Below are 26,766 nucleotides of genomic sequence, written 5' to 3'. Positions count from 1 at the left end.
CAATTCGATACATGCCGAAACACCTTTGCGTAAATGTGGCCGGTGTCGTTGTTGGCGGAAAATTGTTCGAGTTGAATATGTCTTAGCGGCATGTCTGCGATTCGCAACGATATTAAAAAATCATCGAGATTACATCGCGATCAAATCGTTGCAATCGCTTAACAATAAAACGTTTTAGCGGGAAATGTTGCTTGCTGATTGCCGCTCTCAGCCAGGCTTTGTCCGCCAATGCCGCTCGAATCCGCCAGATGGGTGCGTTGAAAGTGCCTGTAACGCGCCAACGTATGAAAGCATGATGTATGCTCCACCGCTTAGCCTAAGGTTGGCGGCTAGCACATTTGATGGACCATTTGATGGACCTCGGCGCGCTTGCTAGCGATTTCTTCAAGATAAGCGTCAATTTGCTATCGCTTGTTGTTCTCTCAGTAAGCGGCAGCGAACAAAGGTGAAAGCACCTTTCGCGTAAAGTCCAACCGTGTGCTGCGTGCTAAAGACTTCAAAAAAATCAAAGTCGGCAATTTCAGCCAGACGTCGAGGGCCATGGGGGCGCTTTGTGCGAGACCGTACAGAACGCTGTTTTGTGTGCTGTTTCACTGTCGAAGCTTTATTCCAGTGATATGCATTTCTTTCTTTGAGCGGGGCGACAAGGGAGATGACATCGTTATCCCAAGCGCAATGCGAGGGCTTTTGGAAGGACGGATTTCTTCGTCTTGAGAAAGTTGCGGAGCATGCGGAAATTAAGACCTTGCGTACAATTGGCGACCGCCTGCTGCGCGAAAAGGCGGGATTCAAGCAAGGCATGCTGTTCGACTTTTATCCGGAAGGTGAGGGTCCAGACAAGCCTAAGCTCGCGCAATTGCATGGTCCGTCGCATTTCGAGCGAAGCCTCATGGAGAGCGAGCTGAATCGGCGCGTGCAACGTGTCGCCATGCAACTGCTCGGCCCCAAGGCACGCTTCGTGAGCGACAGCTTTTTTCATAAGCCCGCTCATACCGAGGCCGTGACACCCTGGCATCAGGATGAAGCATTCACCGACCCGCGCATCGAACATCGAGAGGTAAACTTCTGGTTCCCCTTGCAGCCGGTGTCGCTGACCAACGGGTGCATGCAGTTCATCGCCGGCTCGCATATTGGACCCGTGCTTCCGCATGGCCCGATTGGCGGCGATCCGAGCACGCATGGCCTTGAATGCGTCACGGGCTTCAATGCTGGCGAGGCGGTCGTTTGTCCGCTCGAACTCGGCGACTGCACCATTCATGCGGGACGTACGCTGCATTTCGCGGGTCCGAATCATTCGGATGCACCGCGCTATGCGTATTCGATGGTGTTTGGCTTACCGCGACGGGCATCGAAAGAAGTCCGCAGCTTTCCCTGGAACGACAATCGCCGTCTCTCACGGCAGGCGCGTGTGAACGACTCCAGGACGCGAGACAGCTTTTGGCCATATTTGTCCCGCAAGGTGCGCGAGTTCGACTACACCAATCCTTATGAATGGCGGCTCGGCGCCGAACGCGTGGCGCGTCTTATCAAGGGTAAGCGCACCGCCGGTTGAGTATTAGAAGCATCAGGCAAAGAGGACGCGTGCGGCAGTCTAAAAGCCGAACGCGTCCTGCCTGAGAAATCGCAGAATTCGGTTAGCCACCGTGACCGGCTGTTCTTGCTGCACCCAATGCCCGGCACCTTCAATCATATGCACCGCGCGGAAATTGCTGCATGCGCGCATGCGCATCGCTTCGTATTGGCCAGGCCGCTGATACACGCCCCAGTCGCTACTTCCAGCAATGAAACATGCAGGCACGTCTATCGTGCTGCCTGACCATGTCTTAAGCGCGGCCGTGTGAGCGTCGCTAGTCGCGCAGCGATACCAGTTAAGCCCGCCTTGAAAACCGGTGCGCGAATATTCCCCCGCATAGACGTCGAGATCGCGTTCCGGCATCCATGCGCATGATGCGATCTGCTCCTCCGAAGGCATATGCGGTGCGACCGTCTCATGCATGCTCTTATCTTTCTCCATCACATAGTAAGTCGGCAACGTAGCGAGTTCTTCCGCGCTCAACGCCGCTAAAGGATGAGGATGATTTTCCGGCCAGTCCGCACTCTTCACGTGAAAATAAGCGCGCAGAAATGCGCCCATGCCTTGCGGCGCGTGCCACATGTCTTCATTCGCATCGGCACCCGAGTAATACCATTGATAGTGCTTACGGGGCGGGTCGAGCGCGTCTAGCGCCGCCAAGACAGTGGCCATCTCGGTCAATGCTGTATCGCCCGCCTCATGCAGCGCATGTTCCGATGCGGTGCCAAATGGAAATGTCGGCGGCCCCGCAAACGGCGCGCTAAGCATGACCACCGACCTGAAGACATCCGGCCTGATCAACGCGCACCAAGCTGCTACGGGCGAACCAAAATCATGGCCGATGACCGCTGCCACGCTGTGATAGCCCAAGGCACTTATAAGCCCAAGCACGTCCCGCACGAGATTTGGGAAATTGAAGTCGTCGAGATCCGTATCGAATATAGCAGCTGCGCCCGTGGTACGCCCGTAGCCGCGCTGATCGGGCGCGACGACATGATAGCCGCCATTGGCAAGCGCCGGCATCACCTTGCGCCAGCTAAAAGCAAGCTCGGGAAAGCCATGCAAGAGCACGATGCATGGCCTGCCCGGCGTTTCGAAACCTGCTTCCAGCACGTGCATGGAGAGGCCATTGCCGTTGTCGATCAGGCGTGAGCGGATGCCATCGGGCAACGGCAGATCCTTCAACGTTTCGGTCATGCATGGCTCCTGTCGAGTTCGGAGCCATTATGCTTCATGCCGCGACGGCTGCGTTGGCGTCAGCGCTAGAGGATCGAATTACGTTTGCCGAGCTGCTCGAGCGGAACGTCATAAGTCTCCCGCATAGAAAAGATGGACACTGCGGACAACAGACACACCAGCACCGCGAATGCAGCCGGCATGACCCACGACGCCGTACTGTATTTACCTATGAGCGCGGATTCCACTAGCGGCGCAAACCCGGCCACGGCGAAGCCAAACTGCGTGCCGATCGCCATGCCGGAAAGGCGGACTTGCGTCGGAAAGCGTTCCGCGTATGTCGCCGGCCACACGGCATTCGTGATGCTATAAGCGAAGCCGCCGAGCACTACTCCCGCTGCAAAGACGAGCGCATTGCTCCCCGTCGTGATCGACCACAAAAAAAACACGACGCTAACTGCGCACAGCAAGTTTCCCGCGATAAATACAGGTCGTCGGCCGATACGGTCGGATAGCGTGGCCCATAACGGAATGGTGAAGACCGCGATGAAGTTAGCGACGATAGCCGTCCACAGCATGACCGAAGTGCTGATGGGTTGCGCCTGTGCGCGCGAAAACGAAAGCGCAAACACGGCGAACGTCGTGCCAATAGACGCAATGAGCGCGGCAAAGAAAACCTGTAGCAATTCCTTGTGATAACCCGTAAGCAGCGTCTTGAGCGGCATAATCGGCACCTCGCCATGCGAGGCTTCGCTTTCGAAGGCGGGCGTCTCTTCGAGTCGGCTGCGCACGATAAAGCCAACGATCACCACCGCCACACTCAACCAGAAAGGCAAGCGCCAGCCCCACGACAGCAATTGGTCTTCAGGTAGCAAAGCCGCAAGCGGCAACACTACGGCGGGCGCAAGCACCTGACCGCCCTGCGTCCCACTTAAAGTCCAACTCGTGTAATAACCCCGACGATGCGCGGGCGCGTGCTCGAACGACATTGAATTTGCCCCGGCTTGTTCCCCTGCTGCGGAGATGCCCTGCAAGATTCGCATCAACACGAGTAGCGCAGGTGAGAGCAGTCCCGCGGTCTGATAAGTCGGCAAGCATCCCACTAAGAACGTCGAGAGCCCCATCAAGAGCAAGGTGCCGACCATCACGACCTTTCTGCCAAGCCTGTCACCGTAGTGGCCCATGAGGAAAGAGCCTAAAGGACGTGCGGCATAAGCCACGCCAAAGGTCGCCATCGATGCAAGCGTCGCGGCGGTCATGTCGCCGGGCGGGAAGAATATCTTTGGAAAGACGAGCGCGGCGACAGTGCCGTAGATAAAGAAGTCGTAGTATTCGAGCGCGCTGCCGATCCACGCCGCGATTGCGGCCTTTCTGGCATGCTTGCCGCCTGACACGCTCGATGATGTCGTCTCCGAGGTTCGACCAATCGTTTCTGTCGTCATATTGTCTCCGTGTTTTTTTATGAAAGTCGAAGCTTCTATCGTGTTACGCGAGCGCTCGTCTCAAGAAGGCTTTGACTAGCATGTTGTATGAGTATCGCGCGTTTAAGCGGATTGGTTTCGCGCTTAAGCGGCACTTCGACTGCTAGCGGAAGGTTATCGGGCAACACGGCAAGCAGCGCGCGTAAGGGCAACTCCCCTTCCCCGGGCAACAACCGATCTCCACGTGCCTCTGCAACGATGTCAGCGGGAGACGCCATTGGCGCATCACAAAGCTGAACGCTGCCGATGATTTGCGGATCAAGCGCCGCGACCTCTTCCACCGTTCCGCCTGAACGAATGAGATGAAGCGCGTCGATCAGAACAAACGCATTGGGCTTGCCAGAGGACAGCACGATATTCACAGCATCGGCTAGACGCGCGACAGGACGCCATAGCATGAACTCGACATCGAGCGACAAACCGAATGGCGCCGCGAGATCGCATAATGCGCTGAAGCGATCGATGACGCGTGCGCGGTCGGTATCGTCGATATTCACGCATGCACGGTGTGCTCCGAGTTCCGCGCCTGCCTCGAATGTGCTTTCATAGTCACCAATGGAAGTATTGGCCGCAAGAGTAATCACTTCGATATCGGTCACCTTCACGTCGAGCTCATGCAGCAAGCGCTTGGTCGAACGCAATTCAGATGACCTCGCAAGCAATGGATACTCGATACCGCCGTGCACGGGTGAGCAAAGACGAATGCTGATCGCTCGAAAGCCAGCGCTCGCCGCCAGTTCGATAAGATCTGGCGGGCCTACGTCCAGTACCGTGAGATGAGCGAGCGATAGAGGTTTCATCAATACGTTGCCCTTCCACCCGTCAAATCGAACGCCGCGCCGGTGGAAAACGAGCATTCCTCCGTGGCGAGCCATGTCACCATCGACGCAACTTCGTCTGGACGACCTGCGCGTCCTAGCGGAATCTTGGCAAGCACGAAGTTGCGTGCATTCTCGGTCATGCCGCGCAGCATGTCGGATTCGATTGCCGCGGGCGTCACGCAGTTGACGCGAATCTCGGTATCCGCGAGCTCCTTGCCAAGCGACTTCGTCAATGCGATCACGCCTGCCTTCGACGCGCCATAAGCACCCTGGTTCGGGTTGCCCTCCTTGCCCCCGACCGACGACAGACTCACGATACGTCCATGCCGCGCGCGACGCAGGTAAGGCAGCACTTCGCGGAAAAAAAAAAACACGCCCGTAAGATTGATGTCGAGTACGCGCCGCCATGCGTCGATCGAATAAGTCGCTACCGGACCGATATCTCCATTGATACCCGCAGCGTTGATCAACACATCGATTGATCCTAAGCGCTTGTGTGCTTCCTGCGCCGCGTTGGCTACACTGGCGGCATTCGTCACATCTACTTGAGAAGCGAAAGCCGCGTGAGCCTGCTTGGCCTTGGAAAAGGCAGCCTCGCTGTCGATATCCCAAAGCACGACCTTCGCACCCGACGCAACGAAGCGCTCAGCAATCGCATATCCGATACCACCAGAGCCGCCGGTGATGACACATACACGGTCCTGCAAATCCAGTTTGTTCATGGTCCCTTTGCGATAGAAATCACTCGAACCGATACTAAGGACAAACGCTGGCTTTGTCGTATGCTGAATTTCCTTTAAGCTATAACTTTTAGTTAAGCTGTACGGCGAACCGATGCGCTTCAAACTCCGCCATATGGAAGTCTTTCGTGCGGTTATGCTCACAGGCTCCATCAACGCGGCAGCCAAGTTGCTCTACGTATCGCAGCCTGCGGTGAGCAAGCTCGTGTCTCACATCGAGACGACATTGGACCTGCGCCTATTCGAGCGCTCCAAGAGCCGCCTCATTCCCACGGCCGAGGCACATGCGTTATTCAGGGAAATCGAGCAGGTTTATCAGGCTGCCGTGCGCGTGGATGAATTCGCGCGCGCGCTTTCGCTAGGGCCGTCGAGCCTTTTGCGCGTCACTTGCAGTGCATCGCTCGCAATGAGCGTCGTGGCTCCCGCGCTCGTCGATATCAAGGCCAAGCTGCCTGCACTGACCGTAGGCTGGCAGACCACACTAATGGCGGACATGCCGATGGAAATCTTGAGCAAGGAAGCAGAGGTCGCCGTTGCCGCAATGCCGGTCACGCATGAACATCTGGAAAACGTTTCGTTCATGTACGGCAGCATGGTTTGCGCCTTGCCAAGGGGGCACAGACTTGAAGCGGCATCGGACGTGTCGCTTGCAGACCTGGTAAGCGAACCCGTGGTGCTGTTCAAGCGAGACATTCCGTTTGGAACCGTGATCGCACAGACGTGCCAGCAAGCGGGCGTCGAACTCAAGTCGACAATCGACGTGATGCGCGCCGATCAGGCATTGGCGCTCGTCGAAGGCGGGCTCGGCGTGACCATCGTCGATGATTTCGCCACGGCAGGCACAGCTCTCACCATACGCCCGCTACGCGAACACATACATTTGACGGCAAGCTTCGTTTATTCGCGCTTTGCGCCGCCATCGCGCAACGCGGTTCTATTCATGCAGGCAGTTTATAAGAATGCGCAGCGCCTAGGCCGCGCCATTCCCGATGCGCGTGTCCCCGGTTAAGCGACGACGCGCTTGACGCCAAGCGCCAAACCGCTGCACGCTTTAACATGAACGAAACGCAAAAATCTCTTACTTACGGAATCAAGCCATGACCACGTCATCCTCTCGCCGCCGCGCCGCCTTTCGCGAACTGGTCAACGCACGCCGCGCACTGCTGTTACCGGGCGCTTTCAACGCGATGAGCGCACGCGTGGCCGTCGACCTCGGCTTCGAAGCAATTTATATAACCGGCGCAGGCGTTACGAATATGTCGCTAGGACTGCCCGATCTTGGTTTCATCAGCCTCGCGGAAGTCGCGGAACATACCTCTCGTATTCGCGATGCCGTCGATGTTCCGCTCATCGTCGATGCGGATACCGGCTTCGGCAATGCACTCAATGTGCGCCACACCGTACGCACGCTCGAGCGCGCGGGCGCGGACGCCATTCAACTCGAAGATCAGGTGATGCCTAAGAAATGCGGCCATTTCGCGGGTAAGAACGTGGTCTCGACCAGCGAAATGGTCGGCAAGATCCACGCCGCGGTCGACGCACGCGAGGACGCGAATTTCCAGATCATTGCACGCACGGATGCCTGCGCGGTGGAAGGCTTCGACCGCGCCATAGAGCGGGCGCGCGCATTTGTCGAAGCCGGGGCCGACATTCTTTTCATCGAGGCCATCGAGACGCCAGAGCAAATTGCCTCGCTAACCGAACTCGTCGAAGCGCCGCAACTCATCAATCTCGTCATCGGCGGAAAGACGCCGGTAACGGCGCGAGAGGACCTCGAGCGCCTTGGCTTTAGCCTCGTCCTTTATGCCAACGCCGCGTTGCAAGGCGCCGTGCGTGGTATGCAGACGGCGTTGTCGGCACTAAAGACACAAGGCCGTCTCGATGAAGATCCAGGCATAGTTGCACCTTTTTCGGAACGTCAGCGGCTCGTGAACAAGCCGCTGTACGACGAGCTGGACCGCAAATACGCAGCCGATTAAAGGCTGCTCTTAGCGCTCGCATGCCTCAAGCGAGAGTTTGCTATGCTGCCTTCGAACCGGACGAGTCGCACGTGACGAAGTCCGGCGCTCAATCACTCAGGTAACAAAACGGAGATAGAGATGGCAAAGGGATATTGGGTCAGCGCATACCGCAAGATCATCAACGCTGATCAGGCCGCGGAGTACGCGAAGCAGGCGACGGTTGCGATCAAGGAAGGCGGCGGACGCCCTCTCGCGCGCGGCGTGGCGTCGTTCATTCAGGGCGATGGCGTTAAGGAACGCACGGTAATCATCGAGTTCGACTCACTCGATGCTGCTAAAGCCGCTTACGACAGCAAGACCTATCAGGACGCGCTCGTTACGTTAGGCGATTCAGTGGAGCGTGATTTCCGCATTGTCGAAGGCGTTGAATAACGTCCTGCGCTTTGTTCGAAAGGCGATGACGTCCCCTCGTCATCGCCTTGAGTCGCCATTCAAGCGCCGGCTGCATCGGCCAGTTCGTTCAAGTCGTTCACGATGAAGTCCCAATCGCTTTCTGCTTTGAGGTCTGTGGCTTGTCGCGCACCGTGCTCATAAGGCCGAGCGATAAACGCAGTCTTCAGGCCGCACGCCCTTGCCGCGACGAGATCGCTATTATGGGCCGCCGCCATGCACACCTCTTCAGGCTTGAGCATGAGCGCATCGACCGCACGCAGATAAGCCTGCGGCGTTGGCTTATAAGCCTGCGCTGTTTCCGCGCCGAGAATCGCATCCCATGGCAGACCACCGTGTTTCGCCATGTCCACCATTAACTTGATATTGCCGTTCGATAACGGCGCAATGATGTAGCGCGTCTTGAGGCGCGCAAGTCCTTTTACGGAATCGGGCCAAGGGTCTAGACGATGCCACGCGAGATTCAACTCATCGAGCACATGCGTTGGAACGGCATCTTTGTCGATGCCGAATTCGGGCAACACGTCGTCCAGATTTTCTCGATGCAAGACATCCAGCCTTACGAACGGTCTTTCGCCACTGCGGACTTTCTGCATTGCGGGTGCATAGCGACTGCGCCATGCATCGGCAAACGCTTCCGGCGACGCGTTCGCTTGACCGAGAGCGTTTAGAAACGACGCAGCTTCCCGCGCTATGCCGCCGCGCCAGTCCACCACGGTACCGAAAACGTCGAATACGAAAGCCTTTACTAAGGGCTGGGTCACGAGACTTCTCCGTTGGCTTCAATTCTCAAAGCTAGTCTAGCAAGGCCACAGCTCCCTGCGCTTGGTTCTACCGCGTAAGACTGTTCGCAGTATGGCCAAAGCGCGTTAAATGACACTGCATTTTGTCGATTGCATGCATCATGCAAGACACCGAATGCAAAACGTGACGACGCCATATTTTGACCATCGCGAAAAAAAATGCTATTACGACGAGGCCTCGCGTCTGCTCAAGAGCGGACGAAAGCAAACCGTAAGCGCTCCGGCATGCCGCCGCCGCGCGCCAGCACAAAGTCACTGTGAACCCAACGACAACTCTTGCTTCGTGGTCAGCCCACGATACTCAGCTTCTGATCGCCTGCGCGCTCGGCCTTGCGGTCATCATCCTCTCAATCGGCGTTCTCAAGCTCGCGCCGTTCCTGTCTATCCTAGTGGGTACATTCGTTGCCGGTTTCGCTGCGCATCAACCGTTGGAAGCCATTGCGCAGGCCTTTAGCAAGGGTGCGGGAGCGTTGCTCGGCGATGTCGGCATCATCATCGCGCTCGGCGCCATGCTCGGTGCGCTGATGGCCGAGTCGGGGGCAGCGGATCGGTTGGTGACGACCCTGCTCGATCTTTCCACGCCCCGCAGTCTGCCGTGGATGATGGCGCTCGTCGCGATCATCGTGGGCCTGCCGCTCTTCTTCGAAGTGGGCCTTGTAATGATGGTGCCGATCATCTTCGTGATGGCACGGCGCTCCAAGCAGCCGATCCTGCGCATCGCGATCCCCGCGCTCGCCGGCATGACGACTTTGCATGCATTATTACCGCCGCATCCAGGGCCGCTCATTGCCGTGAGCGCATTGCATGCAGATCTTGGACTAACGCTCGGGCTCGGTTTGATCGTTGCGCTGCCGGCCGTGATTCTGGCGGGTCCGCTCTACGGCATCTGGCTTTCGAAGCGCATGCACGTCGAAGAGCCAGAAGAGATGGGCAAACTCTTTACCGAGCATGCGGATGGCGCAGCGACACCGGGCTTCGCAATCTCGCTTATCACGATACTTCTACCCGTCGTGATGATGCTCGGCCGCACTATCGCCAAGCTCGCGCTTACCAAGGACACGCTGCTTTACGACACGCTCGACTTCGTAGGCGAACCGTTGATTGCGCTTGCTCTAACGGTACTCTTCGCCATCGTGATGCTCGGTTGGTCGCGCGGCATGGCGCGCGATCGCGTAGGCGGCATCTTGCGCAAGAGCCTGCCGCCAATCGCGGCGCTTCTGCTCACCATCGGCGCAGGCGGTGGACTCAAGCAGACACTCGTCGCCGCAGGCATCAGCACGACCATCGGCAAGATCGCCGTGGGCGCGCATCTGCCGCTGGTCTTGCTTGCGTGGCTGATCGCAGTGGCGCTAAGGCAAGCCACCGGATCGGCAACAGTCGCCACGACGACGACAGCCGGTATCGTGGCGCCCGTGGTTAGCGGCTTGTCTGCCACGCACAACTCGTTGATGGCGCTTGCCATCGGCGCCGGCTCCGTGTTCTTCTGTCACGTCAACGACGCGGGCTTCTGGATGGTGCGCGAATATTTCGGCTTAACGCTCAAGCGCACCGTAGCCGTTTGGTCGGTCTTGCAGACCATCGTGTCGGTCGTCGGACTCGTGCTGACCCTCGCCTTGTGGGCGCTGCTCAACTAGCGATGTCTTTAATCTTTACGAGGTCGCAAAGTGCTTCTCGACTTCCATCGCTTTGTCGAGCCCGACAAAGCGGTTGTATTCCTCGAAGGTCGTGAGCCGGTCCGCAATGGCATCTGTCGTGCCTTCGCGCATGAAGTCGATCATGACTTCCTTGACAGCTTTATGCATGGCAAGCATCGACTCGATTGGGGCGAGGGTGTAATCGAAGCCTATTTCGTAGGCCTCTTTCATCGAGACGAACGGACTCTTTCCCGTTCGCGCCTGATTGAAAAGAATCGGCTTGCCTAACGGCTTGAGACGACGCGTGAGCTCGCGCATGTGTTCGAGGCTTTCGGGCGCATCGGCATAGAGGCCATCCGCGCCTGCTTCGGCGTAGGCTTCGAGCCGCGCGATCGCATCGTCGATTCCGGTTACTGCAATCGCATCCGTACGGGCCACGATGAAGAAGTCCGGATCGGTGCGCGCCTCGATCATTGCGCGCAACTTGAGCACCATCTCGTCCTTCGATACGAGCTGCTTGCCCGCATAGTGTCCACATTTCTTGGGCAATGCTTGATCTTCGAGATGCAGCACCGATGCGCCCGCTTCTTCCCATAGACGGATCGTGCGCTGCACGTCGAGGATGCCGCCGTAGCCCGTATCGGCATCCGCGAATATGGGCACTGTCGTCACGCGACAAATGCGGCGGATATGCTCGAACATTTCCGTCTGCGAGAGTACGCCGATATCCGCCTGCCCTGCAATCACGCCGGATGCAACGAAACCGCTAACGTATAGCGACTTGGCGCCGGCCTGTTCCGCCAGCATCGCGGTCAACGCATCGTGCGCGCCCATGCAGACGAATGGGCCCTCTTTAAATAATTCGCGAAAACGGGCTGAACGGGTCAAGATGATTCTCCGGCAAGTTGAATGATGTCGATGTGTCAAGCGAAGTAAGCCCAACTGCGCGCTTTTCGATCCCTCAAAAGAAAGCGCGCAATATCGTCTTTAAGAAGGCGCGTCTGATCGATCTCGTCGAGTCCTTCCAGAAGCGCTCGCTGCTGTGCCGGATCGAATTCGAAGTGAATCGTTTCCAACCCATGGGCGCGAATTTCGAGCACACCGAGATCGACCTCGATGGGCGTTCCATCGCTAGCAGCAACCGCTATGCGCTCGATCTCGGCAGCGTCGAGTCGCACAGGAAGCAGTCCGTTCTGAAGACAGTTGTTATAGAAGATGTCGCCGAACGATGAAGCGATGACGCATCGAATACCCGCTTCCTCTAGCGCCCACACCGCCATTTCGCGCGAGCTGCCACAACCGAAGTTGCTACCACCGAGGACTGTGCATGCACTTCTGAATGCGGGCTGATTGAGAACGAAGTCCTCACGTTCACCACTTTGCGGACCGTCGCCGCGATAACGCAAAGTCTCGAGCAGATAGGGTCCCAACTGTCCGCGCACGAGTTGCGAAATTCTTTCGATGCGGATGATGAGATCCGTATCGACGTTATCTCGCATGAGCGGAGCCGCTGCTCCGGAGATGATCGTCACCGCTTTCATTGCGACGCCCCTTCCGTTTGACGCACACGTGGCGCGGCGATATGCCCCGCAATGGCGCTAGCTGCGGCAACTGCAGGGCTAGCCAGATGCGTACGCGCACCGGGACCTTGCCTGCCAATGAAATTGCGATTCGAGGTCGATACGCAACGTTCGCCACGCCCAACCACGTCGCCATTTGCGCCCACGCACATCGAACAGCCCGGCTCGCGCCATTCGAAGCCAGCGGCACGGAAGATCGCATCGAGCCCTTCTTGCTCGGCTTGACGCGCCACCGTGAGCGATCCCGGCACGACCCAAGCCTTCACGTTGCTGGCGACATGCTGACCATCGACCACATGTGCTGCCGCACGCAAGTCTTCGATGCGGCTATTCGTACACGAGCCTATGAATACGCGGTCCACGCTTAGTTCATCCAGATGCTGTCCGGCACGCACGCCCATGTAGTCGATCGCATTTTCGGCGGCATGACGGCGCGATTCATCATCGAGCGATGCGGGGTCGGGTATGACATCGTCCAGCGCAATCACGTGTTCGGGACTCGTGCCCCACGTGACCTGTACGCCGATGGACGACGCATCGATACCGATTTCGCGATCGAACTGTGCCTCCGAATCGCTTGCAAGCATCCTCCAGTCGGCGACAGCCTGGTCGAACTGCTCGCCTTGCGGTGCATAAGGCTTGTCGCGCAGATAAGTGAACGTAATTTCATCGGGCGCGACGAGGCCAAACTTGGACCCCAGCTCGATGCTTAGATTGCACAGTGTGAGGCGGCCTTCCATGCTCAATGCTTCGACCGCATCGCCCGCGTATTCGACGGCATAGCCCGTGCCGCCAGCCGCGCCAATCTTTCCGATGAGATACAGAATCATGTCCTTCGCGGTCACGCCTTCGCGCAGCTTGCCATTGAAGCGCACACGCATCGTCTTTGGGCGCTTCTGTCGAATGGTTTGCGTCGCAAGCACATGCACGACCTCCGTCGAACCGATACCGAAGGCAAGCGCGCCCATTGCACCATGCGTGCATGTATGACTATCCGCGCAAACGATGGACGTTCCTGGCAAAGAAAGGCCGAGCTCCGGTCCGATCACATGCACGATGCCCTGAAGGCCTGCCTGGCCTATGTCAAAGATGGGAATCGCGTGATGCGTCATCTGCGTGCGCATCGATTCGACCATCTCGGTGCTCCAGTCGGCATCGCCTGCGCGGCGTCCTGGGGCCGTCGAAATCACATGATCGACGGTGGCAAAGGTAAGCGCGGGACTATCCACGCCAAGGCCGCGCTTTTCAAGCACGCGGACCGCTTCCACGCCGGTGAGCTCGTGCATCAGATGACGATCCACGTGCAGCAGATCGGCGCCACCTGCGAGATGAGCAATGGTATGACTGTCCCACAACTTGTCGAAGAGCGTATGCATGATCAATCGCTATGCGTGAGATGACGCTGCCATTTGAGGAACATGAGATTTACCAGTGTGGCGAACACGAAAAGCATGAGCGCAAGCGCCATGATCGTGCTCGTTTCGTTGCGGTTCATGGCGATCATCAACATGCGGCCGATACCGCTTTGCGACGCGAACATCTCGCCGATAAGCGTGCCAAGCAAGGTAAGCGAAAAGCCGATGCGCAGTCCCGCTACGACTTCAGGCACGCATGCGGGCAGCAACACATGACGCGCGAAATCCATCGGGTTCATGCGGTAAGTGCGGGCCGCGCGTGCGTATATAGGCGGCATATTCTTTACCGCGTTCATGGTGAAGAGCGTAATCGGAACGATCCCGTGTATCACACCGAATACGATCTTGGCCCATAACCCGAGACCGCAAGCGAGCAGCACGACCGGATAAAGCGTGACCTTGGGAATGGAATAAAAGCCCATCATTAGCGGCTCCATCACCTCACCGGCCAAGCGTCGCACGCCAAGAAACAGACCGAGAAAAACGCCTGCTACGGCAGAGATGGCGAACGCCGAAGCAAAGGCAAGCGATGTGACATAGAGGCTTTCCGGAAAATCCGGGTCGCTGACTATATGCATTGCACGTTGGACGGTATGCAGCGGCGTGGTCAGCACATCGGGGCCAAGCCACCCGCTTGCGCCTTGCCAAAGCCCGACCAGCACCACGACGAGCACGAGCGCGTCCATCCATCGCCGCGTGTGTCGCGGCCTTGCCGTATGCGTGACGACGACAGTGCTCATGCGGCCTCCCTTCTGATGCGCCGATAGAGACGCGTTTCCGCTGTGCGTAAAAGGGCATTGAGCGTGGCAACGAAGATCAGCATCAGGAGCATGAGGCCGTACATCGTCGAATTGTCGAACGCGTTGTAGGCGAATGCGATTTGATAACCGAAGCCCGACCCGGACAACACGAATTCACCCGCTACCACCGCGATGAACGCGTAGACCACGGTGAGCTTGATGCCTGTAAATACGAATGGAAGACTCGCGGGCAAGGTGATGAGGCGCACCTCGTCGAGCGTATTCAAGCGGCATACGCGCGCCGTGCGCAACAGCACACGAGGCACACGTTCAAGACCATTTAAAGTATTTACGGCCATGGCGACGACCGCAAAGAGAAACCCGATGCCGACCAGAGGCCAGCGGTTCAAGCCGAAGATCACGATCAAGATCGGATACAGCACGAAGACGGGCACCGCATAGTAGGAAAGCAGCAAGGGGTCCAGCACACGTCTTGCGCGCGGCAATCTGAACAGCAACACGCCGCCGATAAAGCCCACTACCACCGCAAGCGCAACCGCCAGCAATGCGCTGCTAAGCGTCTGCACGATATCCACGGTGTATTGCCCTGACGCGAGAATGTCCCAGGCGCTCACCGCCATACGCGAAGGCGGAATGAATGAGACAGGATTGATCCATGCAAAACGAGTCGCTATCTCCAGCAACAAAATGAAGCCGATGACTATTCCCACGCGCCAGCGTGCGGCAACGCTCATGACTGGCTCCCTAGCGCTTTCATGGCCTCTTCGCGCAACAGACCCCACACTTGCGCGGTCAGTTCGCCGAAGCGCGCATCGAGTGCGATCTTGCTGTCGCGAAGACGCGGCCAGCAGGTTTCAATGGTCGATATGAAGCGTCCCGGACACGCTGACATCACACCAATGCGATCGGACAGCAGCACCGCTTCGTCGATCGAATGCGTAATGAGCATGATGGTCGCGCCCGTATCGCGCCAAAGCTTGAGCATCTCATCGCCCATGAGGAGACGTGTCTGCTGATCTAATGCGCCGAATGGTTCGTCGAGCAACATGAGACGCGGACGCACGACCATGGCGCGCGCAATGCAAACGCGTTGCCGCATTCCGCCCGAGAGTTGCGCGGGATAAACACGCGCGAAAGACTTGAGACCCATGAAAGACAATGCATGATCGACGCGCGCCTTTACTTCGTTCTCTGCCACGCCTGCGCGACGCGCGGCAAAGGCTGCGTTGTCAAAGACGTTGAGCCATGGAAAGCTCGCGTCTTCCTGAAACACGACGGCCACGCCATCTGGAACCTCGCGTCCCACTGCATGCCCTTCGAATTCGACAGTGCCGCCGCTTGCGGGATTAAGGCCTGCGAGCACATCCAGCAAAGTGGACTTACCGCAACCGGAAGGGCCGACAACCGAAAAGAATTCACCCGCGCGCAATTCCAAACTTACGGGGCCGAGCGCATGAAAAGGAGGCTTGCCTGCAATGCCGGGATAAATGCGCGTGACATCGGTCACGCGCGCTTGCACACGATCCCCCGCCTGTGTCGCAGCGTCTGTGGAAACAACGGAAATTCGCGTGCGACGTGACAATACGCTCATCGCGTGCCTCACTTTTTCGTTTGCAGATCGGCGGGAAGCAGAGACTCGTCGACGATCTTCGACCAATCGAACGGGCCTTCCGGAATGGCCTTGACGAGTATCAGGCCCTTGAGCACTTCTTCCATGCCTTTGCGATCGAAGCTTCCTTCGCTCCAGTATTTCGGATCGGACTCGAGCACGTTATTGACCGCCGACGTCGCGACAGCGGGGTCCATCTTGTATTGCTTCGCCAGAATCTGCGCCGATTCTTCGCGGTGCGCGGCAATGTACTGCACCGCCTTGCGACGTGCATTGATAATTCCGCGTATCACCTCGGGATGCGACTTGAGATAGTCGGTGCGCACGATGCCCACGGTCTGTGTCTCGTTAGGCACGATATCGGAAGAGCGAAAAGCTATGCGCAACTGATCTTTTTTCCCGCTATAGGAAGGCTCCGTCATGTAAGCGACATCGACAGCGCCTTGTTGCAGCGAAGTCAGCATACCGCTAGAACTACCGACCGGCTTGCGCTGCACTTGGCCTGCGAGACCTGCACGGTCTAACGCAATCGTCACGACCGTATCCGTAGTCGACTTCGGGCTGCTATAGCCGATAGTCTTGCCCTTCATTTGTTTGATGTTGGTGATGGTGCCGTTCTTTAGTTCCACCCAGACAAGGTCGGCGAGACTCTGCACACCGCCATGCACAATTGTCAGATCAACACCTTGCTTGACTGCGGAAATAGCGGCCGGCAGGGCGACCTCGCCATAAGGAATCTCGGAAGCCATCGCATTGCGCACGGTGGTGCCGCCGCCTTCCGATGTGATGAAGCCTGTTACGTCCACGTTGGCTTCCTTAAAGAAGCCTTTTTCCATTGCGACCGCAAAAGGCACGCCATACATGCCGTCACCCCAATGCGTCACGGTAAGCGGCGCGGCCCGCACATGCGTCGCGCAAATGGACGCGGCAGCGAGAGACATTAAAAGAACACTACGGGCGATTCTCCGTATTCCAGGCATGTAGGCGTCTCCATCCATGTGGGCGGTCTCGCATCGTGCTTGTCGCATGCGGCCGCACTATGTTTTATGCTTCTTGACTAAGCGGACTATTCAGCCGCGCGCGAAATCGAGCTCGCGCGTCTGCCTTAACCGTGCAAGTTAATGTATGCATTAAATTCTTTAAAGTCCAGAAATGCCGGGGGCGGACATACCCGTGTTCGAGCTGGCTCGACTCTTGTCGCGTGCCTTAGGAAGGCGCTGCTTCAGGCCTGTTGAATGCCGAATTGTTGCAGTACGCTCGTTTGGTCGCGCCAGCCGCGCTCTCGATGTGCACGATATAGCGCGCTTGCCTTTGCCGCATCGCCGCATTGCATCGCGTCGATGATGCCGTAATGCTCTTGCACGGATTTCACGGGTTGCGGATGCGGTTTGACCATTTGGGTAAAGCGTCGCACGCGATGCACTTGATCGCGACAATTCATGACCACGCTTTGCAATCGGGCATTCCCGCTAAGCGCGACAAGCGTTTCGTGAAAGACTTCGTCCGCGGCAGCCCAAGCCAACATGTCGCCGCGTTCGTATGCCGCGCTCATCGCCTCGCACGCGGTGACAAGGGGTGTGATGTCCACGCCCTTCTTCGACGCAATAAGGCTGGCAGCCGTCGATTCCAGGCTGATGAGGACCTGGTAGATGTTCCTGATGTCGGAGATGGAAGTTGGCACGATACGAATGCCATGCCTAGGCACGATCTGCACGAGTCCCTCGCCCTGCAGACGAATTGCGGCTTCGCGAATCGGCGTGCGGCTGAAGCCCAGCATCAAACCGAGTTCCTGTTCGAGCATGTAGGAACCAGGCGTCAATTCGCTTTCGATGATTCTGCGGCGCAATTCGACATATGCAAGCTCGGTCGTGTTGCGCTTGACGGGTTTCGTTCCGTTAGCGGTTGCGACCGGTGGCTCGTCCTGCACGAGCTTTACGCGCGTGGCGCTCATGGTTTGCGTCTCCTTAGCCGATGTTAGCACCGGCAATGACGTTATACGGCTGCCAGATGCGCGACGAGTTTTCTGCAGGCTTCGGGCAGGGCATCGAGCGAGCGCATTCCTATCAGGAGTTCACGCGCGGCCCATTTATCCGTTAAAGCGACGACGCAGAGCCCCGAAGACCTTGCATGTTGGCGTGCGACTGCATCGGGCATGACACCAAGACCAAGGCCTGCACCGATCATCAGACATTGGGCATCGTAGCCTGTCACCTGAATGCGCACGTTGACGGCGCGGCCATCTTCGTTTGCGGCTCGCGTAAGACAATGGCTTATAGCGGTATCGGCCGGCAAGACGACGAATTCGAAGTCTAGTGCTTCGGCGAAAGCTATCGAATTTCTTAGCGAAAGCGCGTGACCCGGCGGCGTGACGAGCACGAGATTGTCGGTACGATAGGGAAGCGTCTGAATAGCACGACCATGCGGCACGGCTGTAAAGACGCCTATGTCGGCCGCGTTATCGGCGATCGCGCGCACGACTTGCGTGCTGGGCTTTTCGTCCACTTGCAAGCGAACATTGGGATGACTGGCCGCGAAAGACTGAATATCCTGAGGCAGGAATTGCACGATGGACGAGTTGTTCGCCGCGATGCGCACCATACCACTAAGGCCATTGGTGAAGTCGCGCATTTGCAGGGCAATATCGTCGAAATGATGCAGCGCGCTAAGCGCCAAAGCGACGAGCCGTTCCCCCGCTTCGGTCGGCACTACGCCTTTATTCGTGCGATGCAATAAAGGCACGCCGAACATGGCTTCAATCTCGCTGATACGTCGACTTACCGCAGCTGCCGCAATGTGTTCACGTTCAGCCGCGGCGGCAATGGTGCCCGCCTCGGCAACCGCGACGAAGAGTCTCAGCGAAAGCGGATCGATCGAATGCATAGGGCTTGTTCAGGCCGTTGATGATCGTTAAGAGCGGCAATCGCAGTGTACTGAAAATTGACTCGTCATCGCATATCGCGATGGCGGCATGACGAAGCGTTGCTTTGCGACACTCACCGCATCAAACAGAATTAGCTCCAGGACGTCGTTAAAGGCCTTGACCTTAGGAGCATGAAAATGGAAGCCGAAGTCGCTCAAGCCACGCGTATTCGCGTGTTCTGGCAACCGGGATGTTCGTCGTGTCTGCGGACCAAGGAATTTCTCACGCGTCAAGGCATCGAATACGAATCGATTGACGTGCATAACGATCCGGAAGGCCGCGCGGCGCTCTTGGCGCTTGGTGCACGTAGCGTTCCGGTGGTCGCGCTCGGACAGAGATACACGTTTTGCCAATCCATCAACGACGTCATCCGTTTTCTCGATCTCAAGACCACGGCAGCGCCGCCGTTGCCTCCCGAACAGCTCGTCGCAAAGCTCGCGCACGTACTCGAGTCGAACGCGCGTTATGCGAGGCAGTTCGGTCTTGAGCATTTTCGAAAGCCGTTTCGTAATCGCAACCGCACGCCGGCTGGTTTGACGTTTCACGTCTTTCGCGTCGCCGAAATGGGTGTGCAAGCCGCACATCAGATTGAATTGCGCTTCGAGGGCTTTGACGATGTGCCGCCTGACAATTGGACCGCAGAAGACATCGCGCGTTGGGGAGAAAGCGTGCGCGTCGAACTACTAAAGTGGTGGGAACAGGAAACCGATCGCACGCTTGCCTATGACGTGCCGACTTACTACGGCCGCCGCTCAATGCACGAAGTGCTTGAACGCACTGCATGGCATAGCGCGCAACACACCCGGCAGGTAATGCTCATGCTTGAAAGCGAAGGAGTCACTGTGGACCGACCCTTGAGCGCGGACGACCTCGGGGGCCTGCCTTTGCCGGACGAAGTCTGGGACAGATAATTTCAGGCCAAGACGGAAGCGAGCAGGCCCATTCAGCCGCCCGCCTAGGGCGGCTTTTTTTAGTCTGATGTTAAGCAAATCATCCGCCTTTTCGCCGCGGCATAACGTATACGTTGAGCGATACAAGGCGCTTCTTCTCTTATAATGTAAGGCATTCCGTCCGTCTTCCAAGGCGGATTTTCGTCCATGCCCGGGCGATAACGCATCTGGAATGCCCATCATGGCTGAAGCCCGGACCGCCGAAGCGATCAGCAAGCCGCGAGAAAAATCGACCGCTACGGTCTACCAGAGAATTCGCGAGATGATCCTGCGCAACGAGCTGCGCCCGGGTACGCAATTGCTCGAGCAAGAACTGGTGCAGATGTTCGGCGTAAGCCGCACACCCGTTCGCGAGGCGCTCATCAGACTGCAAAACGAACATCTCGTACAGATCATTCCACGTCACGGTGTGCGCGTGCGCAATGTGTCGATGGCGGATCTCGAAGAAGTTTTCCAGGTGCAGACAAGTCTCGAAGCAACTGCGGTGGCAGCAGTCGCTTCGCGCAAACCAAGCGCGCGTGATATCAAACCACTCGAAAAATCCTGCGCGGATATGGAGCGCGCTTTTGCTAAAGACGATCGCGATGCGTGGGCGGCGGCATGCGAGCTTTTCTATGCGCACCTCGTCGAAATGAGCGACAACCCGAGGCTGGCGCAAATAGTCGGTGAATGTGCCGATCAAGTGCGCCGCGTGCGCGAACTCACGCTAAAGCTCATCAAGCTCGACGACGCAAGCACCAGCGTCCTGCGCGATGTCATCACCGCGTTGCGAAATGGCGATGCCACGAATGCCGAAATGCTTTGTTGTGAACATCGCGCACTGAGCCTTCAAACGCAGATCGAAGCCCTGCAACGCTACCGGATTCTCGACGTGTGAGACCGATTACGCGTGGCTTGCTTCCCACACCGTGCGTGACAGAGTTTCAGTGCAAGCCCGCTCATTCGCGCGCTCCGACGCAATCAGCACTTCACGGTCGGTATGACGGCACACCACATGGCTTACGCGTCGCACGCCGATGCCAAAGAGACTGCGCTTGCCGCCACCGAGCACGATGAGATCCGCTTCGAGCTCGTCTGCAGCCTCTGCGATGATACGTCCGACGTTGTGACCATCGGCAGGCGTTCTGCGCGTCTCCCAGTGAGCTTCGACCCCTGCCTCCTCCAGCATCTTGGTGCTACTGCGATAGACGACGAGCGCAAGCTGGTTGACGAGATCGACCGTATCGCAGCAAATCACATCTGCTTGCGATGCCGTCCACCACGGAGCGCTGTCGATGACATGCAGCATGGTCAGCCGGGCATTGCTTTCACGTGAACGCGCGATCGCGACGGACAACGCGGCTTCGCTGAAGCCAGGACCCACGGCGACGAGAATATGTTGGTACATGGCGCTAGCTCCTGTCGATACGTTTGTTGGTTGGTGCATGTCGTCATGCATCGTCGTCAAGAATTAGCAAACAGTGAGGAGATTGCATTTTGCATGCACCACGTCGGGGCGATAAATTAAACTGATAGGCTTCTACCCTCATTGCGGCTCGAATGGACCATCGCGAACTGCTCAATCTCGCCTATCTGCGTGCTTTCCGGCTCGTTGCGCAGACGGGCAGCGCCACGCGCGCCGCCGTCGCTTTGTTCCGCGCTCAGTCAGCGGTCACGCGCTCGCTACAGGAACTCGAAGCCGCCGTTGGCGAGACGCTGCTCGAACGCCGGTCATCGGGCATGCTTCCTACGCCGGCCGGCCGCGCCGTTCTTCTGCGTTGCGAACGCATCTTCACGGAGCTGGAAACCCTTGCACAGTGGTGTGCAGCGCGCCAGTCACGGCGCCGCGCCAGCAGCGGCGACGGCCTGCCGGCGTTTCTGCTGAACACGCGGCGCCTCCAGTTGTTTTCCGCGCTGGCGCGTCATCGACATATGCCGAGCGCGGCGCAGACGCTCGGACTTAGTCAGCCCGCGGTGTCTAGCGCCATTCGCATCATGGAAACGGGCGCGGGCATGCAGCTTTTTTATCGCAGCCCGCGCGGCTTGCTGCTCACGAGCGAAGGCGAAACTTTTGTCTTGCACGTGCGTCGCGCGCTTAACGAACTGCGCCATATTCCCGACGATATCGCTGCATTACGCGGGACGATTCAGGGCTTCGTCACGGTAGGTTCGCTGCCGCTCGGGCGTACGTTGATCCTGCCGGGCGCGATAGCGAGAGTGGCCGCGCAATATCCGGGCGTGCGCATCATCACCGACGAAAGCGCCTATGAGACGCTCGTTGCCGGCTTGCGGGCGGGCGATATCGATTTCGTGCTCGGCGCGCTTCGGCAGAACGATGCATCGAGCGGTTTGACCAACGAACGTTTCATGTCGGAGGACATGGTCGTGATCGGGCGGCGTGGTCATCCGCTTGCCGAAATCGACGGACTCACTCTTAAGGAACTCGTCTCGGCACAATGGATTTTGCCGCGCAGCCACGCCCCCGCGCGTGGCATGTTCGAGGCGCAGTTCAAGCGATGGAAAATGAAGCCGCCCATGCCGACCGTCGAAACCGCCGACCTCGCGGTCATTCGCGGTTTGCTGATGAACACCGACATGCTCGCGGCGGTCTCAGCGCAGCAATTGCATTATGAATGCGAGTCGGGCCAGCTCATGGTGCTCGACATAGCGATGCAAAATACAAAACGCGATATCGGTCTGACCTTGCGCGCCGGTAGCACTCCCTCGCCAGCTGCCCGAGCGCTGATCGACGCCATTCGGCTGACGGTGGACGAGGTCGGCCATACATTGCGGCGTGAAACGGCTCGGAAAGAGACCGGCACGACGCATCGTGTTTAAAATTTTGAATGCCACCGCGTGGTTTTTTGCATGCATGTCGGCGGGCGGAGTATCGTGGCAGTTCGCTCAAGACGAGGATTTCGGATGGACCAGCAGCAATGGGATGCCATGGACGCCTACCTGTGCCAGCAAACCCAGGCACACGACGAGGTACTCGAAGCAGCGCTCGCGGCGAGCAATGCGTCGGGACTGCCTCCCATCAATGTCGCACCGAATCAGGGCAAGCTGCTGAACCTGCTCGCACGCCTGCGTAGCGCACGCCATATCCTTGAAATAGGCACGCTAGGCGGCTACAGCACCATCTGGCTCGCACGCGCCCTGCCACCTGACGGCACGCTGCTTTCGCTTGAGGCCAATCCCGACTACGCCGAGGTGGCGCGCAAGAATCTCGAACGCGCTGGACTTGCTTCGGTTGCAACAGTCGTGGTCGGCGCGGCGGCCGCATCGCTTGAAGGGTTCGTGCGCGAAGGCATGCGCCCTTTCGACTTCATATTCATCGATGCCGACAAGAAAAGCTATCCCGAATATCTGCGTCTCGCGTTGAGCCTTAGCAAGCCGGGCACGGCGATCGTTGGCGACAACATCATCCGTCGTGGCCGTATCGCCGATGCTGACAGCACCGAGCCCGATGTGATCGGATTGCGCGCCTTTTTCGACATGCTCGCAACCGATCCACGGCTCTCCTCCACCGCCGTGCAAACGGTGGGCAGCAAGGGATGGGACGGATTCTCGCTGTCCATCGTAACGAGCTAGCAAGCTTTATTAGAAGCTCAAGCCGGGCGCCTTCTCCACTGCTGCCAGCGGGAACGCATGCGCGGCATGGCAAGCCGCGCTTCTGCAAGCGGCATTTGCCTGCACTCGACATGCATGCCTCTGGCGGGTGCTTCGCTCACGAAGTCATCGATGATCTCGCGTACGTCCGGGTCGATATGGTCCGCACGCGAAGCATCGAGAATGACAGTCGCGTTGTCAGGAATGGAGCGCAGAAGATGCTTTAGCGCGACCTTGCCGAGAAACGACACGTCCTTTCGAAACGAGAGCAGGTAATGATCGTCGTGCTGCGTCATCGTGATCGGCCGCTTGAGATTTGCGCGCACGGCAAGCACGAGACTACATGCGATGCCAAGCACAATACCCATGAGCAGATCGGTCAGCAACACGCCAACAATTGTCACGACGAAGGGTGCAAATCGCTCGAAGCCTTGTCTGGCGATGGCGACAAACAGCGACGGCTTGGCAAGCTTGAGCCCGGTAAAAATCAATATCGCAGCCAGACATGCAAGCGGAATGAGGTTGATCACGCTCGTCAACGCAAAGACGCTTGCAAGCAGCAAGACACCATGTACGAATGAAGACCAGCGACTTTGCGCGCCGGCGTGAACGTTGGCCGAGCTACGCACGATGACCGATGTAATTGGCAATGCGCCGATAGCGCCCGCCATCATGTTGCCAATGCCTTGCGCTTTCAATTCGCGATCGGGATGTGCACTACGTTTCTTGGGATCGAGTTGCTCGACCGCCTCCAGGCTCAACAATGTTTCAAGGCTCGCGACGATGGCAAGCGTGAATGCGAGACGCCAGACATCCGGGTTGACGAATTGCGAGAAGTTGGGCAATTCAAGCGCATTCGTGAATGCTGCGAACGTTTCAAGCGAAGGCAATGCCACGCGATGTTGCGCGGGCGGAGCCAAGCCCGGCGCGAACATGTCGAGTAAAAGCATTACGCTGATACCGAACGCCACCACGGCAAGCGGCGCGGGCACGGCGCGCACCACGGCAAAACGTCGCATGGCGCGCGTTTCCCAGCCAGCGAGCATGACAAGGGACATCACGGCCACGGCACAAGCAGCGAAAGATACCGGACCGAAAGGCGTATCGAGCAAGCCCGGTCCGCTCGCGGCTGGTGCGCCTGCATTGGCGAAGCCCGCGGCTAGGGGTATCTGCTTGATGACGAGCAATAAGCCAATGGCCGCAAGCATGCCCTTGATCACCGACGACGGCACATACGCTGCAAAACGTCCCGCCTTAAGCAAGCCAAAGCCGAATTGAATTGCGCCCGACAAAAGCACCGCGAGTAGAAATGCAGAAAAACTGCCTAGTCCCGCGATGCCATCGACCACGATGACGATAAGCCCCGCTGCCGGCCCGCTTACGCTCAATTGCGAGCCGCTAAGCAATGCCACGACAATGCCGCCTATGATTCCGGACAAAAGCCCCGCAAAGGGCTCCACGCCCGACGCATTGGCAATGCCAAGACACAGAGGCATCGCTACGAGAAATACGACTGTGCCGGCGAACAGGTCGCGCGGGAACTGGCTTAGACGATTGCTAAGGTTCATAAGGATTTAGCCATGTGGGTGCCTGCTACGTTTAACGAATTCACGCAGCATGAAATGAGCGACGATCGAATCAGCGTCCGGCGGCTTCGACGAGTTCCGCGTACAACGGCACCATACGGGGCGCGTCATAGCCGGAAGCAAGCACTTTGATAAGCCCGTCGTGCAGACCGAAAATCCAGCCGTGCACGAGCGGAGGCTCATCGCGATCGATTACGATCCGCGTCTGACGCAGAAGCCGCACTTGTTCGAGCACATTGAGTTCCGCAAGGCGATCAGCGCGCGCATCGAACTCTTCCAAGTCGTCGAGTTCACGTCGATGCCGCTCGCCTAAAGCGCACACCGGGGCAATACGGCGGTTGACGTGCGGTATTTCATTCGAGAGCGGCAACAACGATGCTCGCACACCGCCGCATCCATAATGCCCGCATACGATCACATGATCGACCTTCAGCACTCGCACCGCATATTCAAGGACGCTCATGGTGTTGTCGTCCGACGGCGAGAACAAGTTCGCGATGTTGCGATGAACGAAAAGATCGCCGGGGTTAGCGTTCGTGATCGTTTCGGCAGGCACGCGACTATCAGAACACCCGATCCACAACACCTTGGGGCTTTGCCCCTCTGCAAGGCGTGGGAAAAATTGCGTGTCCGCCTGCGCGGTTTCGCGAGCCCAGGCAATGTTTTCCAGAAGCATGCGTTTCGGTCGATTCATGGCGTTCTCATGACGAGCATTCGATGGATTGCACCCGCGTTGCAGTGCAACGAATCCTTACGAATCACTTTCGCCGAGAAAGTTCAGCGCCGTCCAAGAGAAAATAATTCGCCTCGCTATTTATTTCTCTTGAGATTTTCCTTGGACGACGCTAACACACGCTCAAGAAAAATCGGTCGAGCGCGACAAATGCTCCCACTTGTCGATTTCTTCGTTGAGCGCCACTAGCTTCCTTTTGACAAGAGAGATTGCATCGCTCCCAAGAAGAAGATGCGCAGGTGCATCATGGGCTTCGATGAGGCTTAGCAAGGCTTGGCCGGCCTTGGCTGGATCGCCCAATTGCTTGCCGCTCTTGGCCTCACGCGCCGCGCGGATCGGGTCGAACAGCGCGTCATAGTCTGCGATGCTGCGCTCCGTTCTGATCATCGAGCGGCCAGCCCAATCGGTACGAAACGATCCGGGCGCAACGGCCGTTACTCTTACGTTGAAGTCCTTGACCTCTTTGGCCAACGTCTCTGAAATGCCTTCCAGCGCGAATTTGCTGCCGCAATAGTATGCAATGCCCGGCATCGTGATGAAGCCGCCCATGGACGTGATGTTGATGATGTGGCCGGCACGGCGCTCCCGCATGGAAGGCAATACGGCTTTGATCATGGCGACCGCACCGAATACGTTGACATCGAACTGCCGGCGCATTTCCTCCAGCGGCGATTCTTCAAGTGTGCCTTCGTGGCCATAGCCAGCGTTATTGACGAGCACATCGATCGGGCCGTATGTGCGCATTACTTCCTCGACAACCGGGCCTATGCGGTCAAACGCCGTCACGTCGAGCACGACTCCATGTGCCGATCGGGGATTGATGGCCTCGAATTCCTTGAGGGCGTCACCATTGCGAACTGTGCCGATAACCGTGTGTCCTGCATCCAGCGCGCTTTGCGCGAAAGCGCGTCCAAAACCCGAACTCACGCCGGTGATGATAAACGTCTTGCCGTTTGTGTTTTCCATGTGAATCTCTCCTATTCGA

General features: G+C 57.8%; 27 protein-coding genes. 9 read left to right on the top strand and 18 right to left on the bottom strand.

Annotation, left to right across the window (positions count from 1 at the left end; translation table 11 throughout):
• The first annotated feature begins 652 nt into the window (after positions 1–652).
• On the top strand, positions 653–1,552 hold the full coding sequence (locus NCR98_RS21835) for a phytanoyl-CoA dioxygenase family protein (protein WP_284503899.1): 900 nt from the start codon (positions 653–655) through the stop codon (positions 1,550–1,552).
• Positions 1,553–1,591: 39 nt separating this feature from the next.
• Here the strand turns inward: NCR98_RS21835 and NCR98_RS21830 are convergent, their stop codons facing one another.
• The 4 genes from NCR98_RS21830 to NCR98_RS21815 all read right to left on the bottom strand — a co-directional run bounded on the left by NCR98_RS21830 (position 1,592) and on the right by NCR98_RS21815 (position 5,773).
• Positions 1,592–2,770, bottom strand: coding sequence for an alpha/beta hydrolase (locus NCR98_RS21830; protein WP_250527255.1), 1,179 nt, complete (start codon positions 2,768–2,770; stop codon positions 1,592–1,594).
• A gap of 65 nt (positions 2,771–2,835) precedes the next feature.
• Complete coding sequence (locus NCR98_RS21825) at positions 2,836–4,191, bottom strand: MFS transporter (protein ID WP_250527254.1); 1,356 nt, start codon at positions 4,189–4,191, stop codon at positions 2,836–2,838.
• A 35-nt stretch (positions 4,192–4,226) separates the two neighbouring features.
• The gene (locus tag NCR98_RS21820) at positions 4,227–5,105 is read right to left on the bottom strand and encodes a sugar phosphate isomerase/epimerase family protein (protein ID WP_250527253.1); all 879 of its coding nucleotides are present in this window, start codon (positions 5,103–5,105) and stop codon (positions 4,227–4,229) included.
• Complete coding sequence (locus NCR98_RS21815) at positions 5,030–5,773, bottom strand: SDR family NAD(P)-dependent oxidoreductase (RefSeq protein ID WP_250527307.1); 744 nt, start codon at positions 5,771–5,773, stop codon at positions 5,030–5,032. Before NCR98_RS21815 ends, NCR98_RS21820 begins: the two co-directional genes overlap by 76 nt.
• Before the next feature lie 112 nt (positions 5,774–5,885).
• On the opposite strand from NCR98_RS21815, the gene NCR98_RS21810 reads away from it, so the two are divergent.
• The 3 genes from NCR98_RS21810 (at position 5,886) to NCR98_RS21800 (ending at position 8,184) form a co-directional block, all read left to right on the top strand.
• Positions 5,886–6,800, top strand: a complete 915-nt coding sequence (locus NCR98_RS21810) for a LysR family transcriptional regulator (RefSeq protein WP_244831308.1) — start codon at positions 5,886–5,888, stop codon at positions 6,798–6,800.
• A gap of 88 nt (positions 6,801–6,888) precedes the next feature.
• Positions 6,889–7,770, top strand: coding sequence for an isocitrate lyase/PEP mutase family protein (locus NCR98_RS21805; protein ID WP_250467970.1), 882 nt, complete (start codon positions 6,889–6,891; stop codon positions 7,768–7,770).
• A gap of 120 nt (positions 7,771–7,890) precedes the next feature.
• A complete protein-coding gene (locus NCR98_RS21800; RefSeq protein WP_244831306.1) occupies positions 7,891–8,184 on the top strand; it encodes a DUF1330 domain-containing protein in 294 nt (97 codons plus the stop codon).
• A gap of 59 nt (positions 8,185–8,243) precedes the next feature.
• Here NCR98_RS21800 and NCR98_RS21795 read toward each other — a convergent pair whose 3' ends face one another.
• Complete coding sequence (locus NCR98_RS21795) at positions 8,244–8,966, bottom strand: haloacid dehalogenase type II (RefSeq protein ID WP_250527252.1); 723 nt, start codon at positions 8,964–8,966, stop codon at positions 8,244–8,246.
• 296 nt (positions 8,967–9,262) lie between these two features.
• Between NCR98_RS21795 and NCR98_RS21790 the strand changes: the two genes are divergently transcribed.
• Entirely contained in the window at positions 9,263–10,639 is a 1,377-nt protein-coding gene (locus tag NCR98_RS21790; protein ID WP_250527251.1) for a GntT/GntP/DsdX family permease, read from the top strand.
• Positions 10,640–10,654: 15 nt separating this feature from the next.
• On the opposite strand, the gene NCR98_RS21785 is transcribed toward NCR98_RS21790, so the two are convergent.
• From NCR98_RS21785 to NCR98_RS21745, 9 genes are all read right to left on the bottom strand, one after another.
• On the bottom strand, positions 10,655–11,527 hold the full coding sequence (locus NCR98_RS21785) for an isocitrate lyase/PEP mutase family protein (protein WP_244831303.1): 873 nt from the start codon (positions 11,525–11,527) through the stop codon (positions 10,655–10,657).
• A gap of 35 nt (positions 11,528–11,562) precedes the next feature.
• Positions 11,563–12,180 carry a 3-isopropylmalate dehydratase small subunit gene (gene leuD / locus NCR98_RS21780; RefSeq protein ID WP_250527250.1) on the bottom strand — a complete coding sequence of 206 codons (618 nt, stop codon included), beginning with the start codon at positions 12,178–12,180 and terminating at the stop codon, positions 11,563–11,565.
• Complete coding sequence (leuC, locus tag NCR98_RS21775) at positions 12,177–13,595, bottom strand: 3-isopropylmalate dehydratase large subunit (protein WP_250527249.1); 1,419 nt, start codon at positions 13,593–13,595, stop codon at positions 12,177–12,179. Before leuC ends, leuD begins: the two co-directional genes overlap by 4 nt.
• Before the next feature lie 2 nt (positions 13,596–13,597).
• On the bottom strand, positions 13,598–14,374 hold the full coding sequence (locus NCR98_RS21770; RefSeq protein WP_244831300.1) for an ABC transporter permease: 777 nt from the start codon (positions 14,372–14,374) through the stop codon (positions 13,598–13,600).
• A complete protein-coding gene (locus NCR98_RS21765) occupies positions 14,371–15,129 on the bottom strand; it encodes an ABC transporter permease (protein WP_250467965.1) in 759 nt (252 codons plus the stop codon). The genes NCR98_RS21770 and NCR98_RS21765 overlap by 4 nt, the downstream gene beginning before the upstream one ends.
• Positions 15,126–15,902, bottom strand: a complete 777-nt coding sequence (locus NCR98_RS21760) for an ABC transporter ATP-binding protein (protein ID WP_244831298.1) — start codon at positions 15,900–15,902, stop codon at positions 15,126–15,128. Before NCR98_RS21760 ends, NCR98_RS21765 begins: the two co-directional genes overlap by 4 nt.
• A gap of 92 nt (positions 15,903–15,994) precedes the next feature.
• Entirely contained in the window at positions 15,995–17,002 is a 1,008-nt protein-coding gene (locus NCR98_RS21755; RefSeq protein ID WP_250527248.1) for an ABC transporter substrate-binding protein, read from the bottom strand.
• A gap of 224 nt (positions 17,003–17,226) precedes the next feature.
• Positions 17,227–17,955 carry a GntR family transcriptional regulator gene (locus NCR98_RS21750; protein WP_250527247.1) on the bottom strand — a complete coding sequence of 243 codons (729 nt, stop codon included), beginning with the start codon at positions 17,953–17,955 and terminating at the stop codon, positions 17,227–17,229.
• Positions 17,956–17,996: 41 nt separating this feature from the next.
• Positions 17,997–18,884, bottom strand: a complete 888-nt coding sequence (locus NCR98_RS21745) for a LysR family transcriptional regulator (RefSeq protein WP_250527246.1) — start codon at positions 18,882–18,884, stop codon at positions 17,997–17,999.
• Between the two features lie 177 nt (positions 18,885–19,061).
• Here NCR98_RS21745 and NCR98_RS21740 point away from each other — a divergent pair, with 177 nt between their 5' ends.
• The gene (locus NCR98_RS21740; RefSeq protein WP_250510539.1) at positions 19,062–19,835 is read left to right on the top strand and encodes a glutaredoxin domain-containing protein; all 774 of its coding nucleotides are present in this window, start codon (positions 19,062–19,064) and stop codon (positions 19,833–19,835) included.
• A 220-nt stretch (positions 19,836–20,055) separates the two neighbouring features.
• Entirely contained in the window at positions 20,056–20,751 is a 696-nt protein-coding gene (locus NCR98_RS21735; RefSeq protein ID WP_250527245.1) for a GntR family transcriptional regulator, read from the top strand.
• Between the two features lie 6 nt (positions 20,752–20,757).
• Here the strand turns inward: NCR98_RS21735 and NCR98_RS21730 are convergent, their stop codons facing one another.
• Positions 20,758–21,261: a universal stress protein gene (locus NCR98_RS21730; protein WP_250527244.1), complete on the bottom strand. Its 504-nt coding sequence runs from the start codon at positions 21,259–21,261 to the stop codon at positions 20,758–20,760.
• Between the two features lie 152 nt (positions 21,262–21,413).
• Here NCR98_RS21730 and NCR98_RS21725 point away from each other — a divergent pair, with 152 nt between their 5' ends.
• Both NCR98_RS21725 and NCR98_RS21720 read left to right on the top strand, forming a co-directional pair.
• Positions 21,414–22,691, top strand: coding sequence for a LysR family transcriptional regulator (locus tag NCR98_RS21725; protein ID WP_250527243.1), 1,278 nt, complete (start codon positions 21,414–21,416; stop codon positions 22,689–22,691).
• Positions 22,692–22,775: 84 nt separating this feature from the next.
• Positions 22,776–23,444, top strand: coding sequence for an O-methyltransferase (locus NCR98_RS21720; protein WP_250527242.1), 669 nt, complete (start codon positions 22,776–22,778; stop codon positions 23,442–23,444).
• A 17-nt stretch (positions 23,445–23,461) separates the two neighbouring features.
• Here NCR98_RS21720 and NCR98_RS21715 read toward each other — a convergent pair whose 3' ends face one another.
• The 3 genes from NCR98_RS21715 to NCR98_RS21705 form a co-directional block, all read right to left on the bottom strand.
• A complete protein-coding gene (locus NCR98_RS21715; RefSeq protein ID WP_250467955.1) occupies positions 23,462–25,030 on the bottom strand; it encodes a SulP family inorganic anion transporter in 1,569 nt (522 codons plus the stop codon).
• Positions 25,031–25,100: 70 nt separating this feature from the next.
• Positions 25,101–25,742, bottom strand: a complete 642-nt coding sequence (locus NCR98_RS21710) for a carbonic anhydrase (RefSeq protein ID WP_250527241.1) — start codon at positions 25,740–25,742, stop codon at positions 25,101–25,103.
• Between the two features lie 162 nt (positions 25,743–25,904).
• Positions 25,905–26,747, bottom strand: a complete 843-nt coding sequence (locus tag NCR98_RS21705) for an oxidoreductase (RefSeq protein ID WP_250527240.1) — start codon at positions 26,745–26,747, stop codon at positions 25,905–25,907.
• Positions 26,748–26,766 lie beyond the last annotated feature (19 nt).

The sequence above is a fragment of the Caballeronia sp. GAWG2-1 genome (assembly GCF_023631405.1).
GTDB lineage: Bacteria > Pseudomonadota > Gammaproteobacteria > Burkholderiales > Burkholderiaceae > Caballeronia.
The sequence above is the reverse complement of the archived record's forward strand: the minus strand, read 5'-3'. Positions and strand labels throughout refer to the sequence as shown.